At 62.8% G+C, this 13612-nt stretch carries 16 protein-coding genes and 1 pseudogene; 4 read left to right on the top strand and 13 right to left on the bottom strand.

All coding sequences use genetic code 11. The annotated features are described in order from the left end of the window. Nucleotides 1-4 precede the first annotated feature (4 nt). The 5 genes from A0U93_RS15875 to A0U93_RS15855 all read right to left on the bottom strand — a co-directional run bounded on the left by A0U93_RS15875 (nucleotide 5) and on the right by A0U93_RS15855 (nucleotide 4239). Nucleotides 5-280 (bottom strand): VirB3 family type IV secretion system protein, encoded by a 276-nt coding sequence (locus A0U93_RS15875; protein ID WP_077808174.1) that lies wholly within the window; start codon nucleotides 278-280, stop codon nucleotides 5-7. Continuing rightward, the gene (locus A0U93_RS15870) at nucleotides 280-648 is read right to left on the bottom strand and encodes a TrbC/VirB2 family protein (protein WP_174807276.1); all 369 of its coding nucleotides are present in this window, start codon (nucleotides 646-648) and stop codon (nucleotides 280-282) included. The genes A0U93_RS15875 and A0U93_RS15870 overlap by 1 nt, the downstream gene beginning before the upstream one ends. After that, nucleotides 645-1649 carry a P-type conjugative transfer ATPase TrbB gene (gene trbB, locus A0U93_RS15865; RefSeq protein WP_077808173.1) on the bottom strand — a complete coding sequence of 335 codons (1005 nt, stop codon included), beginning with the start codon at nucleotides 1647-1649 and terminating at the stop codon, nucleotides 645-647. Before trbB ends, A0U93_RS15870 begins: the two co-directional genes overlap by 4 nt. A 148-nt stretch (nucleotides 1650-1797) precedes the next feature. Further along, nucleotides 1798-2229: a CopG family transcriptional regulator gene (locus A0U93_RS15860; RefSeq protein WP_077808172.1), complete on the bottom strand. Its 432-nt coding sequence runs from the start codon at nucleotides 2227-2229 to the stop codon at nucleotides 1798-1800. 9 nt (nucleotides 2230-2238) lie between these two features. Beyond that, nucleotides 2239-4239 carry a conjugal transfer protein TraG gene (locus tag A0U93_RS15855; protein ID WP_077808171.1) on the bottom strand — a complete coding sequence of 667 codons (2001 nt, stop codon included), beginning with the start codon at nucleotides 4237-4239 and terminating at the stop codon, nucleotides 2239-2241. 173 nt (nucleotides 4240-4412) lie between these two features. On the opposite strand from A0U93_RS15855, the gene A0U93_RS15850 reads away from it, so the two are divergent. Both A0U93_RS15850 and A0U93_RS15845 read left to right on the top strand, forming a co-directional pair. After that, the gene (locus tag A0U93_RS15850; RefSeq protein ID WP_029605669.1) at nucleotides 4413-4682 is read left to right on the top strand and encodes a type II toxin-antitoxin system CcdA family antitoxin; all 270 of its coding nucleotides are present in this window, start codon (nucleotides 4413-4415) and stop codon (nucleotides 4680-4682) included. Between the two features lie 4 nt (nucleotides 4683-4686). Continuing rightward, nucleotides 4687-4998, top strand: coding sequence for a CcdB family protein (locus A0U93_RS15845; RefSeq protein ID WP_077808170.1), 312 nt, complete (start codon nucleotides 4687-4689; stop codon nucleotides 4996-4998). A 90-nt stretch (nucleotides 4999-5088) separates the two neighbouring features. On the opposite strand, the gene A0U93_RS15840 is transcribed toward A0U93_RS15845, so the two are convergent. Then, entirely contained in the window at nucleotides 5089-5982 is an 894-nt protein-coding gene (locus A0U93_RS15840) for a LysR family transcriptional regulator (RefSeq protein WP_077808169.1), read from the bottom strand. A gap of 92 nt (nucleotides 5983-6074) precedes the next feature. Here A0U93_RS15840 and A0U93_RS15835 point away from each other — a divergent pair, with 92 nt between their 5' ends. After that, complete coding sequence (locus tag A0U93_RS15835) at nucleotides 6075-6992, top strand: alpha/beta hydrolase (protein ID WP_077808168.1); 918 nt, start codon at nucleotides 6075-6077, stop codon at nucleotides 6990-6992. 32 nt (nucleotides 6993-7024) lie between these two features. Further along, nucleotides 7025-7972: an alpha/beta hydrolase gene (locus tag A0U93_RS15830; protein WP_077808167.1), complete on the top strand. Its 948-nt coding sequence runs from the start codon at nucleotides 7025-7027 to the stop codon at nucleotides 7970-7972. A 70-nt stretch (nucleotides 7973-8042) separates the two neighbouring features. Here A0U93_RS15830 and A0U93_RS15825 read toward each other — a convergent pair whose 3' ends face one another. The 7 genes and pseudogenes from A0U93_RS15825 to A0U93_RS15795 all read right to left on the bottom strand — a co-directional run bounded on the left by A0U93_RS15825 (nucleotide 8043) and on the right by A0U93_RS15795 (nucleotide 13513). Further along, nucleotides 8043-9782, bottom strand: a complete 1740-nt coding sequence (locus tag A0U93_RS15825) for a relaxase/mobilization nuclease domain-containing protein (protein ID WP_077808166.1) — start codon at nucleotides 9780-9782, stop codon at nucleotides 8043-8045. 193 nt (nucleotides 9783-9975) lie between these two features. After that, nucleotides 9976-10647: a lytic transglycosylase domain-containing protein gene (locus tag A0U93_RS15820; RefSeq protein WP_077808165.1), complete on the bottom strand. Its 672-nt coding sequence runs from the start codon at nucleotides 10645-10647 to the stop codon at nucleotides 9976-9978. Then, nucleotides 10644-10985, bottom strand: coding sequence for a DUF736 domain-containing protein (locus tag A0U93_RS15815; RefSeq protein ID WP_077808164.1), 342 nt, complete (start codon nucleotides 10983-10985; stop codon nucleotides 10644-10646). The genes A0U93_RS15820 and A0U93_RS15815 overlap by 4 nt, the downstream gene beginning before the upstream one ends. A gap of 46 nt (nucleotides 10986-11031) precedes the next feature. Then, nucleotides 11032-11662 (bottom strand): annotated as a pseudogene (locus tag A0U93_RS15810) (S26 family signal peptidase). Beyond that, nucleotides 11659-12147: a DUF2840 domain-containing protein gene (locus A0U93_RS15805; RefSeq protein WP_077808163.1), complete on the bottom strand. Its 489-nt coding sequence runs from the start codon at nucleotides 12145-12147 to the stop codon at nucleotides 11659-11661. The pseudogene A0U93_RS15810 and the gene A0U93_RS15805 overlap by 4 nt, the downstream one beginning before the upstream one ends. Beyond that, the gene (locus A0U93_RS15800) at nucleotides 12144-13217 is read right to left on the bottom strand and encodes a replication initiator protein A (RefSeq protein WP_077808162.1); all 1074 of its coding nucleotides are present in this window, start codon (nucleotides 13215-13217) and stop codon (nucleotides 12144-12146) included. Before A0U93_RS15800 ends, A0U93_RS15805 begins: the two co-directional genes overlap by 4 nt. Continuing rightward, nucleotides 13214-13513 (bottom strand): helix-turn-helix transcriptional regulator, encoded by a 300-nt coding sequence (locus tag A0U93_RS15795; protein ID WP_077808161.1) that lies wholly within the window; start codon nucleotides 13511-13513, stop codon nucleotides 13214-13216. The genes A0U93_RS15800 and A0U93_RS15795 overlap by 4 nt, the downstream gene beginning before the upstream one ends. Nucleotides 13514-13612: the final 99 nt, after the last annotated feature.

Here is a 13612-nt window from a genome sequence, read left to right as displayed (position 1 = left end):
CTCCTTAAGCCCGGAGCCAGGCGGGATAGCGGAGATGCCGCCGTCCGACCTCAATGAACAGCGGATCGCGCTTCGCCCCCCAGACCGCGAGCCCGTGGCCCACGATCCAGAAGGCGCCTCCGATCAGCCACAGGCGCAGACCCAGCGCGATCGCTGCCGCCAGCGTGCCATTGGCGATGGCGACGGCACGGGGCGCGCCACCCAGCAGGATCGGGTCGGTCAGCGACCGATGCACCGGAACATGGAACCCCGGCACCGCGTCATCGTCATATCCCGCCATCAGATCAGTGCCCCGCCGGAGAAGGAGAAGAACGACAGGAAGAAGCTGGACGCCGCAAAAGCGATGCTGAGTCCAAAGACGATCTGGATCAGGCGACGGAACCCGCCGGATGTTTCCCCGAAGGCCAGGGTCAGACCGGTCACGGTGATGATGATGACCGAAATGATCTTGGCCACCGGCCCCTGCACGGATTCCAGAATCTCGTTCAGGGGCGTCTCCCACGGCATGCTGGATCCCGACGCCCAGGCCGATGACGCGAAAGCAAGCGACAGCAGTATCGAGGTTCCGAACACACGGAGATCCGGCACATACCGGTCAGGACGTGCGACAGCGCACACGATGGCGCGCAAACATGAAGGCGGCATCATGATAATTCTCCATTGGCAGAGAATGATGTTTCGGGTGAAGAGAGACTGGCCGGACGGATGAGATAGGCTCCAGTCGTGGGATCGAGACCGTTAATTTCCGCCAGTTCGGACAGGCGGCGTGCCGTGCCACGTCCAGACAGCACGGCAATGACGTCGATGGTTTCGGCGATCATGGCGCGTGGCACCGTGACCACCGCTTCCTGGATCAGTTGTTCCAGCCGATACAGGGCGGCCAGGACCGATCCGGCATGCAGCGTGCCGATGCCACCCGGATGGCCGGTGCCCCATGCCTTGACCAGATCAAGGGCTTCGGCCCCGCGCACCTCACCGATGGGAATACGGTCGGGACGCAGGCGAAGGCCGGAACGAACAAGATCCGACAGCGTGATGACACCTTCACGGGTCCGCAGGGCAATGAGATTGGGCGCCGTGCATTGCAGTTCGCGCGTATCCTCGATCAGCACGACGCGATCGCCGGTTTTCGCAACCTCGGCCAGCAGGGCATTGACCAGCGTGGTCTTGCCGGTCGATGTCCCGCCGGCGACCAGGATGTTTTTCCGTTCCGAGACCGCATGACGCAGGAAATGTGCCTGCGCATCGGTCATGATCCCGGCTGCGACATAATCGTCGAGGGTGAACACGGCCACGGCGGGTTTGCGGATGGCGAAACTGGGCGCCGTGACCACAGGCGGAAGCAATCCCTCAAACCGTTCGCCGGTTGGCAACTCGGCCGAGACACGGGGTGCAGCCTCATGCACCTCCGCCCCGACATGGTGGGCCACCAGGCGCACGATGCGCTCGGCATCGGCTGGCGTAATCCTGTCGCCCGTATCGCCAAGCCCCACGGACAGCCGATCGATCCACAGCCGCCCGTCCGGATTGAGCATCACCTCGACCACAGCGGGATCAGCGAGATGCCGGGCAATCGCCGGCCCCATCGCCGTGCGCAGCATGGACATGCCGCGCTGTCGGGCACCATTTTCAATCGGTGTAACCGCCATGGGAATCCCCGTCCGTTTGGGTCATCCGGCTTTTCCGGACGACGACGGGGATCATTAGAGAGTGCTGTTTTCTCCCGTTTTCAACAGCGTTTTCCTGCGATCGTACAGGATCGTAACGGATGCGGTTTTTACTTGCTGGCTGCGGACATCATGATTCTGATGTGGGAGGTACATCCTCCGGGATCTCATGCCGGAAAAATGGCCCCCGGCTAAGTCGTCGCCCAAGGGCTGCCACGAACGCCTCGTAGCGTTCCGCCCCTTGTGCCCGTGCCGCAGCGGCCGCTGGTTCCGGCAAGGCCGGGCTGACCGTCATCCAGTAGCGGATGAACAGGGCCAGCGTCTCAAGGCTGATCCCGAGATCGCGTTCCATACGGGCGACCTGCCGGTCGAGGCGGTCCAGCCTGCGGCTCATCGCCGCTTCCCGCCGTTCATCGGCATCGGGCGACAGGAAGGATGCGACGGCTGCTTCCGCCACGAGAGACAGGGAAAGATCGCGCCGTGCCGCATGGACGGTCAGGGCGTCCAGCAGTTTCGGTTCCAGATAGACCGACAGTCGCGCTTTCTTTGGGGATGTCCTCATATTGCGCCCTCACAACCCGAGATCGTTGCCACGGTCGAGCCCGGCCTGCCGGCCGATCCGCGTCAGGTCGGCACGATCCCGTGCTTCCGGATCCGGTGGCAGTTCCTCGCTAAACAGGTCCGGTGCGGTGCGCGCCCTGTGCTTGCCGGCATCCGCCGGGTCATGCTCGCGCGACCATTTCCGCCCCGTGCCGAGCGATTCATCGCTGTCGGCATCGTCAGACTTGTCGGGTGCTATTGACGGTGCCGTCTCCTCCGGTGGCGGGGTGACAGGAGACGGACGACCACTCCAGTCATCAGGCCGGACGGGCCGTGGCAACTGTGCCGGATCGGGCGGCGGCATGACGCGCTCGACGAAGCGGCGATCCCGGAAATACCGCGCCTTGCGCGCGCGGACGGGCGGACAGCCCGCTACCATGATGACCTCATCCCGCGTTGGAAGCTGCATAACCTCGCCCACCGTCATCAGGGGCCGCGCGCTCTCCTGACGCGAAACCATGAGATGCCCGAGCCAGGGCGACAGCCGGTGCCCGGCATAGTTCTTCTGCGACCGGATCTCGGTCGCCACGCCCAGTCCATCGGACACCCGCTTCGCGGTGCGTTCATCGTTCGTGGCGAAACTGACCCTGACGTGACAATTGTCCAGGATGCTGTTGTTCTGGCCGTATGCCTTGTCGATCTGGTTGAGGGATTGCGCGATCAGGAACGCCTTGATCCCATAGCCCGCCATAAAGGCCAGCGCGCTCTCGAAGAAGTCCAGGCGGCCAAGAGCAGGAAACTCGTCGAGCATCAGCAGCAGGCGACGACGCCCCTCCCGGCCGGACAGATCCTCCGTCAGACGGCGTCCGATCTGGTTGAGGATCAGGCGGATCAGCGGTTTGGTGCGGCTGATATCCGACGGCGGAATGACGAAATACAGGGAGACGGGCCGTTCGCCGTCCAGCAGATCGCCGATCCGCCATTCGCAGCGACTGGTCACGGTGGCCACCACCGGATCGCGGTAGAGGCCGAGAAACGACATGGCGGTGGACAACACGCCGGAGCGCTCGTTATCCGACTTGTTCAGCAATTCCCGCGCCGCCGAGGCCACAACGGGGTGTGGCCCCGCTTTCCCGAGATGCGGTGTCCGCATCATGGCGGACAGGGTCGCCTCGATCGACCGCTTCGGGTCGGAGAGGAATTTCGCTACGCCGGCGAGGGTCTTATCATCCTCGGCGTAGAGCACATGCAGGATCGCGCCGACCAGCAGGGCATGGGAGGTTTTCTCCCAATGGTTGCGCCGCTCCAGCGATCCCTCGGGATCGACCAGGATGTCGGCGATGTTCTGCACGTCACGGACTTCCGACGCCCCACGTCGCACCTCCAGCAGCGGGTTGTAGGCCGAGGACGCCGAATTGGTGGGATCGAACAGCAGCACCCGCCCGAAGCGATTCCGGAAACCGGCGGTGATCTGCCAGTTCTCACCCTTGATATCATGGATGATGGCCGAACCCGGCCAGGTCAGGAGCGTGGGGATCACCATGCCCACGCCTTTGCCCGTGCGCGTCGGCGCGAAAGTCAGGACATGCTCGGGGCCATCATGTCGGAGATAGCTCCGGCGGTATTTCCCCAGCACCACGCCATCCTCGCCCAGCAGTCCAGCCGCGCGGATTTCCGCGTCCTCGGCCCAGCGGGCGGAGCCATAGGTCGCGGCCCGCTTCGCCTCGCGGGCACGATGGACGGACAGCGCCACGGCTGCGGCAAAGGCCAGCACCCCGCCGGAACCCGCGATCCAGGCACCGCGTGCGAAGACCGCCGGCGCGTAGGCGTCGAACTCGTACCACCACCAGAAGAACAGTGGTGGGGCATAGACCGGCCAGCGATGCAGGACCATAAACCACGGGCGACCGAGTTCCGGCTGGAACGCCAGTTCCCAGGCCGCCCATTGTGTCGCCGTCCACCAGGACAGCACGATCATGGACAGGACCACGAGCGCCTGCCCCCACTGGATACGTGTTCCCGGCTGGTCCATCGAGTCCTCCCCTCGTTATGGGAGACAGCGAAGAACCCAGATTTTCCGGGAGGCAAGCATGATCCGCTACCCATCGTACCGGAGGGGGCAGGAGCGAAAAAATACTTGCGCGTTGCGGTCTGACGTCGGCATCCTCATCTCATGCGCACGATATGCGCATAAGGAGTCGGATCATGCCCAGCCGCACCAGCCTCGGTGTTTCCTATGACCGGAGCGCGCCCCGCCGCCCGGTCAACCTGTCGCTCAACACCGATCTGCTGGCGCAGGTCCGGGAAGTGACGCCCAATCTTTCGGCGACGGTCGAGACCCTGCTGGGCGACTACCTGCAATCCGCACGCCAGCAACGCGAGGACGAACAGCGCAAGCTCGACGGCGTGATCGACGCAGTGAACGATCTGCACGCGCGGCACGGCTTCCTGAGCGACGAATTCTCGACGCTCTGATCCGATGTCGCAATTCGCGATCTACCGGAACCCCGGTCGTAACCGGGACATTCCGTTTGTCGTCCAGATCCAGAGCAGCCGTCTGGAGCGCAGCGTGGGCCGCGTCGTCATGCCGCTCGTCAGACGATCGGGCAGCGCCCCGCCGAATCACCCGCTGACGCCGCATTTGCATGTCGAGGGAGAGGAAGTCTTCGCCAACCCGTTCGACCTGGCGACTGTCCCTGCCGCACGGCTTGGAACCGCCGTCGGCGTCCTGGCCGAACGCGATCAGGACATGATCATCAGGGCGCTGGACGAATTGGTCAGTAGGGCATGAGAGACGCGGAACTTCCGCTGTCGCCTTCATGCTGGACCTAAAACTTACTGCGAAGTGCTACGCAAACCGGACATCATTCAACGCAGATTTTTATCCAATATAGCGCACGTTCTCCACGAACAGCCTGAACGCCGCCGACGCGTTCCGTCGGTTCGGATAATAGAGATGGTAACCGGGAAGATCTGGGGTGAATTTCCCCAGAACATGGATCAGATGCCCGGTGCCGATATCCGCCTGCACCATGTCGCGTGGCAGATAAGCCAGCCCATGTCCGTCCAGGGCGGCATCGCGGATCAGGTCGATGGTATTGAGCATCATCTGTCCCTCTAGTCGCACCCGCGTTTCCCGACCGCCCCGCATTAAGCGCCAGCCATTGACGGTCTGCGATGTCGGCAGTCGTAGATTGACCGCCTTATGCTCGACAAGCTGCGCTGGAGACGTTGGCGCGGGATGGGTGCGGAAATAATCTGGTGACCCGACAATGGCCATGGGGATGTCCGGACTGATCCGAACGGCGATCATGTCTTTCGCAATCTCACCGCCTAAGCGGATGCCGGCGTCGAAGCGATCCGCCACCACGTCTGCCAGTCCGTAATCAATGGTCACGTCCACGCGGATATCGGGATTGTCCCGCAGAAGCTGCTTCACGCCGGGAAGAAGGATGGTTTTCGCCGCATGTTCCACGGTCGTCACCCGGATGGTGCCCGATGGACGGTCCCGCAAATCACCCAGAGAGGCGACCGCCGCGTCCAGATCATGCAGCATGGGGCCGAGTGTCGCGAGCAGCCGCTCGCCCGCTTCCGTCGGTGCCACGCTGCGGGTCGTGCGTGACAGCAGGCGCATGCCCAGCCGTTCTTCCGTGCGTCGCACGATCTGGCTCAGGCCGGACTGTGCGATGCCAAGACGACGGGCCGCTTTGGTGAAGCTGCCTTCCTCGGCCACCACGACGAAAGCTGCCAGATCGGCGATTTCATCCCGCCTCATTGATCACTCCAGTGATAGGGCCATGACAGATTATCCATCTAATCCGCGCAATGGGTTTGTCCTACCATGCTTTCATCAACAGGAGACAGACCATGACAAAGATCAGTTTCACGAACACCAACAACCCGGCCATTAGCCTGTCGGCGGTGATCAATTTCCCCAATGGCTTTGACGAGGCGAAAAAATGGCCCGCCATTGTCGTCTCCCATCCAGGCGGCGGCGTAAAGGAGCAGACGGCTGGCACCTACGCGCAGAAACTCGCGGAACAGGGCTTTGTCACCATTGCGTTCGACCGGTCCTGTCAGGGGGAAAGCGGCGGTGAGCCACGCCAGCTTGAAAACCCCTACGTCAGCACCGAAGACGTCAGCGCCGTTATCGACCATCTGACGACACTGCCCTACATCGACCAGAACCGCATCGGCGCCATGGGCATCTGTGCGGGTGCGGGCTACACGGCCAATGCCGCCATTCAGGATCGTCGCATCAAGGCAATCGGCACCGTCAGCGCAGTCAATATCGGCTCCATGTTCCGTAATGGCTGGGACAATTCGGTGCGCTCGATCGACGCACTCCCGCTGATCGAAGCCGGGTCCAATGCCCGCACCACAGATGCCGCAGGCAACGGTTACGCCACCATGCCACTCGCGCCACTGACGGAGAAAGATGCGCCGAACGAAGAACTGCGTCAGGCCTGGGAGTATTATCATACGCCCCGCGCCGAGTGTGCGACCGCGCCCGGCTTTGCCACGCTGCGGAGCCTGAACCAGATCGTCACCTACGACGCCTATCACATGGCCGAAACCTATCTGACTCAACCGATCCAGATCGTCGTCGGCAGCGACGCGGGCAGCAAGTGGATGAGCGACGACCTGTACGACCGTGCGGCCAGTACGGACAAGTCGGTCCATATCGTGAAGGGCGCCAATCACATGGATCTCTATGATGGGAAAGCCTTCGTGACCGAAGCCGTTTCCGTGCTCGCGCCGTTCTTTCAGGCCAAACTGGCGTAACGAGCCTGCAAAACAAACCGAAGGACATCGAGATGAAGTCTGTCCAGATCCAGAATGCCGATATGGCCTTGCCGATTGCAGCCAATATCCTGCTCCCTTCCGACTTTAATGAAAGCCGGACCTATCCAACCATTGTCAGCGTTCACCCGTTTGGAAGCTGCAAGGAGCAGACCTCGGGGAATGTCTATGGCAAAGCGCTAGCCGAGGCAGGTTTCGTCGTTATTGCCTATGACGCCTCCTATCAGGGTGAAAGCGGCGGTGCGCCGCGCTGGATTGAAAGCCCGACCCAGCGGGTCGAGGACATCAGCCATGTGATCGATTATGCCGTGACGCTGCCTTATGTGGATGCTGACCGTATCGGCGCAATCGGTGTCTGTGGCGGCGGGGCCTATGCCATCAACGCCACGCTGACGGAAAAACGGATCAAGGCTGTTGTCGGTATCACGCCAGTCAATCTCGGCCGCCTGTTCCGGGAGGGGTTCAGTGGTTTCAATCCACTCGGCACATTGGAGGCCATGGCGGCGCAACGCACGAAAGAGGCGCGTGGCGACGAGTTGCAGGTCAATGAACTGCTGCCACCGAGCGTCGAGGCTGCCCGTGCGAATGGTCTGACGGACCGGGATGTTCTGGAAGCCACGGATTACTACAAGACACCGCGCGGCCAGAAGCCGGGAGGGTGGACGCGGATGCTGTTCAGCCATGCCCAGAAAACCCTGTCATGGGACGCGTTTGCCTTTGCTGAAACCCTGCTGACCCAGCCCGTCATGGTTGTAGTGGGAGAAAAGGTCGGCGCGTTTGGCGCCTATCGCGATGGTACGGAGATTTATGGCCGTGCCATCGCGTCAAAAGATCGGCAGATCGTGTCCCTGGAAAACAGCTCGCATTATGACCTGTATGACAAACCGGAAGCCGTTGGTCCGGCGCTGGAAAAACTGGTGCCGTTTTTCAGAGTGCACCTTGGAAATAGCGCTTCAGCATAAGAACTTTGTTTTGTCCGCTTTCATCGTCGCCTGCGTTGTGAGCGGACATTCCGTTTCCCCCCCTTCCCGGTCATAGACCCAGCCCCCGTTTGCGCGCGAACGTCCAGTCGATCCCCCCATCGCCGCGCATGACGCCCGACACCTCCCGGCCGCGCTGCTTTTCCAGCGATGGCGACCACGGCACCAGCTCGAAACCCAGCCCGTCGTCGATCATGGCGAACCGGCCCGACGCCAGGTTGAAGCGCTGACGATAGGTGCCGGTGACGGGATCGCCCTCCCCGCTCCGCCGGAACGGCGTCCCTGACTTCCCGGCAAGGCTCCGGCCCAGCGCGTCCAGCTCCCGCTCGCGCAGCGTAGCGATCATGTTCCTGGCATAACGGACGCTCCCGCCGTCGCGACTGGCCAGCCCCTGCTCCACCAGATGATCTGTCCGCTTTTTCATCGCTTCTTTCACTTCCGCGCCGAACCCGGTGGACGCCAGCGCAAGAGGCTCCCGTGCGATGGCCTGCCGATCGAGCCAGGTCGCGCCCTCCGCTGTCAACTGGCGCTCCAGCGTGACGTCCGAGCGCACGGCCAGCGCGACACGGTCACGTCCCTGTTTGTCGGTAAAATGCCGCAGTTCGACGATGGAACCGACCGGCCCATCGCCAGCAGCTTCGAGGTTCGGCAGGCGGACATGGTGCGTGCGTCCATCAATCCCGTCGATCACCGCATAGGCCGTACCACGCAGCTCATCATCAAGGCCGCGATCGACCAGCCGACCGATAACGGGATCGGTGGTGTCCTCCCCCGCGAGCACCCACGACGACGCGGCGCGGTCGATCTTCTGTTCCGCCAGCCCCCGGTGGATCCGTTTGATGATGTCGTTGCGCTCGCTGATCTCCCGCAGGGTCGCCTCGGCGTTCTCGTCCATCCGCCAGCGATCCGGCCCGACCTGATGCGCCAGCCCCATCGTTTCCAGGCGGCGCAGGCGCCCCAGTTTCACCGCCGCGAAGGCATCCGGCGTTTCGCCCGGCACGCGTCCGAGATCAATGACACCATCCTGCCCCGCGTCCCTCTGAAGCTGGCGGTCAAGCTGGGTCCAGCGGTCGGCGTTCACCTGCCGCTCGACCGCCTGATGGATATCATGATCGGTGCGTGGTCCGAGTTCCAGCGTCACCAGATCCTGGGCACGGGCACGCATGCCTTCGCGGATATAATCGCGCGCGATCACCAGGTCGGTGCCATCTTCCGCGACGCCCCGGACAATGACATGCAGATGGGGATGCGCGGTGTTCCAGTGATCGACAGCGGCCCACTCCAGTTTCGTACCGAGATCGGATTCCATCTGCCCCATCAGATCACAGGCGAAGGCCCGCAGGTCCGACATCTCCGGCGCATCCTCTGGCGAGACGATGAAGCGGAAATGGTGGCGGTCCCCAGCGCATCGCTCCGCGAAGTCCGAGGCACGGATATCGTCGCTGTCCTTCCCGAACAGGCGCGCATCCTCGCCGTCCCGCGTCACGCCCTCCCGACGGAGATAGCGGAGATGTGCCGCCAGTGGTGTGGCGCGCGGTGCGTGCCGCACAACACGGGCCTTGATCACGACGCCCCGCGAACGGCTGGTGAGCAGGCGATTGGCGGCATGAGCGGCGGCCCTCCCTCGCCCGAAACTGGAGCGACGCCCAGCACTGATTTTCCCCGCGCGGGACACCCTGCCACCGGCCCGCTGCACGGACGCCAGCACCTGTGTCACGAAGGGTCGCGCCTGCCGGGCGCGGGTGGAGCGGATGCGCCCTGGCCGGATCCGGAATTCTTCATCTCTGTTCATGAAAAATGCCCTGCACCGCGCGAAAGATCGCGTCGGATCAAAGAGATAACGCCTCGACGCGAGGTGTGGAATTTCCACGCGCCTCGCGACAAGACCTCAAAAACCCCGGAAAACAGCCACCCCGACCGAGCCGCGATGTGCGGCCTTTTATCCAGCCCTCCCTTTTCTGTTGGCTTTCCGGGGTTCTCACGCCTCACTGGACCTGATCCGATCCCCTCAACGGGACCATGTCGGACCTATCCCCGGCATGCCCTGCGAAAAGGTTCTCGGGAGCAGAAACATGACGCACCATGGTGCCCCGAAACGCATCGGGCTGGCCTGAAACGAAGAGCGCGGCCGTCACCCAGGAGCGAGCTGGAAAGGACAAAAAGGAAACGGGCAGATGAATGCCAGACGATCGGTTTTTCATCAGCCGTGTGACGAATTCCACGTAGGAAATCGTCTCGCCTGGCAGTGGCCGACCGGTCGCCAGATGATCGTCATAACGACCAGGGCCGGCGTTATAGGCAGCAAGGAATCCTGTATCGCCATAACGGTCGTGCAGCCATCGCAGATAGGCTGCCCCTGCCACGATATTGTCGTGCGGATCGAAGGGATCTGCACCCAGATTGAGCGTGCGCCGGACATCTTTCCAGGTGCCGGGCATGAGTTGCATCAACCCCATCGCACCAGCACCGGATACCGCATGCGGATCACCAGCACTTTCAGCATGCAGGACCGCCCGCACCCACATCGCGGGGATCGCGTTCCGTTCCGCCGCCTGCCGCACCAGATCGTCCCAATCCTGCGCACAGGCGATGGCTGGCGAGAGCGTCAGCGCGAGCACAGCCAGCATGCTGCCGGGCAGGAAAAACCGGCCGCTCATTCCCGACCAACCGGACGTTTTGCGGGGCGATTCCACACCAGTTGCCACTCACGCCCACCGCGTCCGGCCTGAAACAGCGTGGCCCGGACCGGCTGCATGAAGGCGGGATCATCCAGGACCACGGATACATACTCGCCGGCACGTTCCCCGGTGCGTTTCCATCCCGCGCCCAGCTCGGGGCCAGTATCCCCGTCACCCAGGTGAATACGATAATCCGGAGCGTTTTCCGCGCCGCTGTTTTCCGCTGGCACGAAGGTCAGTTCGGCGTCCAGCGACAGGGTGCGCACACGTCCGGCGAAACCGTCCGACGTGCGCGTGAAAAATCCGATCTGGCTCATGAGAGAAGTCCTTTCGGGAGTATGAAAATTTAATGGCTGGCGACCATCATTGGATGGGTGGTTCACCGGGTTTCATGGGCATCATGGGCTGCACCAGAAGCGGCCACTTCCGCATCGGCTCGGGCGGTTCCGGAAGGAGATCGAAAATGCGGCGGAGGCAATTCGGCCTTGCCTGTGCGCACATGCACCGGCACCGCGCGACCGATCACTGTTTCCATCGGCAGGACACCGAAATACCGTCCGTCAAGACTGGTCGGCACGGCAGCGTTCATGACGAACACCTGCCCCGGCCCGAGATGCTGACACCCCTGCCAGACCGGCAGCTTGCGGCCGCGATGGTCGACGGGTTTCGCATCACCGACGGGCTTGCCGTCGATGGTGACATGGATGCCGTTACGACAGGCACTCTGCCCCGCCAGTGCTGCCACAGGCTTGAGCAGCGGCACGCCGAAAGGCAGGTAGCCGCGTGTCGCCAGCAGCGTGGCCTCGTGCTCGGGAAGGCGGATGGCGACGATGTCACCGACACGGATCGGGACGGTGGACTGGATCCGATACAGCCCGACCGGAACGCTGGCCGTTTCGTTCCAGACCCAGCGCGGGGTCGGATGAAACGCCAGCGAGGCGCCCACGCCGAGCACGGCGAAATACGTGGTGAAAAACCAGGCGCGCCGGGTCATAACATGGCCCTCCTGCGCAGCCATGCCTCATGGCGCCCTGGCGTGTAGGGACGTGGCTCATGCGCCGCCGTGAGCCGGTGATGCAGATGGCGCCAGTGATCGGGACAGGCCGTGACAGGATCGATCCCCAGCGCCTCGACGGCGTCGATGGCCTCCAGCACCCGACGCACCTTTGGCCAGCCGCTCTGCCGCAGCAGGCTTTCGCCGCCGGGCCGTACGAACGGCACGGTCTGGCAGGCTTCTTGAGCGCCAACGGCCCGCACGATGTCGATGCAGGACACCACGGTGCCGAAATCGTTCGCGGCCCAGCGGATGAAGGCGAACACGCTGTCCGGCGTGAAGCTCATCAGCCTGCGCCGACGATCCAGAATGCGATCCTCGACAGGGTGCCCGAAACGGATCCAGTGCTCGATACGCTTCTCGATCCACGTCAGTTCGACCGTGGTGAGAACAGCGTCGTCCGGCTTGAAAGAGCGGACGGTCATGGGACACCGACCAGGCGATCCGCGATCGCTTCCCGGGCCTCTTTTTCTGCCCTCATCGGGGCTGCCGGAAGGGGGGCGAAAAGACCGAACTCCCCTACATAATAAGTTATTATATTAGTTATATAAGTTACGGGTCTGATTCCGCTTTTGAAAACAATATGTTGCGCCGATTTTCGCCAATGATCCCACGATAAATCCGCCGCCGTTCCCACGATATGATGCGCCGTTGATCCAACGACATGTTTCACATCGTTATCCACACCCTCGGTGGATTGACTCGTTGGAACAGCGCATAAAACTCCCTGTTTTCCGCCAGAAATGACGCGAAACGCATAACCGGGGATGATCTGGCTGACGACAATGGCGCGGATTTTCGCGATGAAATCGCGACGACGGGTCAGGCTGCCTGAGCGTGCGTGCAACTCCGCCAGATCGAAGCGCCATCCATCCTTCTGCCGTCCGGCATGCCGACGCGCCAGGCGGTAAAGCCACCGCTCGATACCGCCACGAAGGCTGAAATAGGCGGGGTCAACGCTCAGCACGCGCGAGCGATCGCAGGCGGCCTCCATCAGCCAGTCCGGCAGTGTCAGGGCCACGCCATCGTCACGGGATATCCGGACATCACTGATCCAGGTGAACGGTCTTTCCCTCCAGTCAGTGCCCTGGCGGATATTCGTCATGACTGCTGTGGTCGACAGCCGTTCCAATGCACCACGAAGGCGATGATATTCGTGCAGCCCGGAAGCCCAGCCCAGATCCTGAAACAGACGCCATGGTGTGAAGCGCACATGGCGTGACACCCACAATCCATGGTTCAGCGCATCGACAATCTGCCCGGTCAGCCAGATCAGAACATCGACGTCCCAGACGGTCGCCATACCGCCGGCATTTTCAGACCGCACCATGACCGCGATATGTCGCGCCTGGTAATCGATCGGGGTGACGCGCGGCGTTTTTCCCAATGCGAAAAACGGACGCCCCATCAGATCGCGGATGTCACGGGGCCGTGCCGATCCCGTGACCACGAAGCGCCGGTCGGGCTGGCGCCAGTTGTCGGCCGCCGGCATCATCGTCCGGCACTCCGCTGCTGGGCTTTGCGAGCCCTGGCCTGCAATCGGATGATGTAGGCGCGCGGGTCGGACGGCATGGGAATGCCGCCACCGTCACCCGTGGACAGCCGGACGTTCAGATCAGCCCAGGCGCAGAGGTCTTCCACGGCATAGACGATCCGGCCACCAAGCTGGCGGTAGAGCGGGCCGGTACCGCAACTCCGGTGTTTTTCGAGGGTGCGGATGGACAAGCCAACGAAATTGGCTGCGTCCGGGGTGCGCAGATAGCGCGGTGGCAGTGTCGGCTGGACACGCATGGGGTGTTCCTCCCGGTGGAGCGGGCCACTGGCGGGATGCTGCGGCCCATGAGGGGACGCTGCCGGAGAATGGGCTGTGGGAAGGGATGACAAAGTTCA

The organism is Neoasaia chiangmaiensis, assembly GCF_002005465.1.
GTDB lineage: Bacteria > Pseudomonadota > Alphaproteobacteria > Acetobacterales > Acetobacteraceae > Neoasaia > Neoasaia chiangmaiensis.
The sequence above is the reverse complement of the archived record's forward strand: the minus strand, read 5'-3'. Positions and strand labels throughout refer to the sequence as shown.

What these genes read in the sequence shown, in the direction of transcription:
- A0U93_RS15805 (WP_077808163.1), bottom strand. Translation starts at nt 12,147, where the DNA reads ATGACCGTCCGCTCTTTCAAGCCGGACGACGCTGTTCTCACCACGGTC.
- A0U93_RS15830 (WP_077808167.1), top strand. Translation starts at nt 7,025, where the DNA reads ATGAAGTCTGTCCAGATCCAGAATGCCGATATGGCCTTGCCGATTGCA.
- A0U93_RS15870 (WP_174807276.1), bottom strand. Translation starts at nt 648, where the DNA reads ATGATGCCGCCTTCATGTTTGCGCGCCATCGTGTGCGCTGTCGCACGT.
- A0U93_RS15855 (WP_077808171.1), bottom strand. Translation starts at nt 4,239, where the DNA reads ATGGACCAGCCGGGAACACGTATCCAGTGGGGGCAGGCGCTCGTGGTC.
- A0U93_RS15815 (WP_077808164.1), bottom strand. Translation starts at nt 10,985, where the DNA reads ATGAGCCAGATCGGATTTTTCACGCGCACGTCGGACGGTTTCGCCGGA.
- A0U93_RS15835 (WP_077808168.1), top strand. Translation starts at nt 6,075, where the DNA reads ATGACAAAGATCAGTTTCACGAACACCAACAACCCGGCCATTAGCCTG.
- A0U93_RS15845 (WP_077808170.1), top strand. Translation starts at nt 4,687, where the DNA reads ATGTCGCAATTCGCGATCTACCGGAACCCCGGTCGTAACCGGGACATT.
- A0U93_RS15800 (WP_077808162.1), bottom strand. Translation starts at nt 13,217, where the DNA reads ATGATGCCGGCGGCCGACAACTGGCGCCAGCCCGACCGGCGCTTCGTG.
- trbB (WP_077808173.1), bottom strand. Translation starts at nt 1,649, where the DNA reads ATGGCGGTTACACCGATTGAAAATGGTGCCCGACAGCGCGGCATGTCC.
- A0U93_RS15795 (WP_077808161.1), bottom strand. Translation starts at nt 13,513, where the DNA reads ATGCGTGTCCAGCCGACACTGCCACCGCGCTATCTGCGCACCCCGGAC.
- A0U93_RS15850 (WP_029605669.1), top strand. Translation starts at nt 4,413, where the DNA reads ATGCCCAGCCGCACCAGCCTCGGTGTTTCCTATGACCGGAGCGCGCCC.
- A0U93_RS15860 (WP_077808172.1), bottom strand. Translation starts at nt 2,229, where the DNA reads ATGAGGACATCCCCAAAGAAAGCGCGACTGTCGGTCTATCTGGAACCG.
- A0U93_RS15875 (WP_077808174.1), bottom strand. Translation starts at nt 280, where the DNA reads ATGGCGGGATATGACGATGACGCGGTGCCGGGGTTCCATGTTCCGGTG.
- A0U93_RS15840 (WP_077808169.1), bottom strand. Translation starts at nt 5,982, where the DNA reads ATGAGGCGGGATGAAATCGCCGATCTGGCAGCTTTCGTCGTGGTGGCC.
- A0U93_RS15825 (WP_077808166.1), bottom strand. Translation starts at nt 9,782, where the DNA reads ATGAACAGAGATGAAGAATTCCGGATCCGGCCAGGGCGCATCCGCTCC.
- A0U93_RS15820 (WP_077808165.1), bottom strand. Translation starts at nt 10,647, where the DNA reads ATGAGCGGCCGGTTTTTCCTGCCCGGCAGCATGCTGGCTGTGCTCGCG.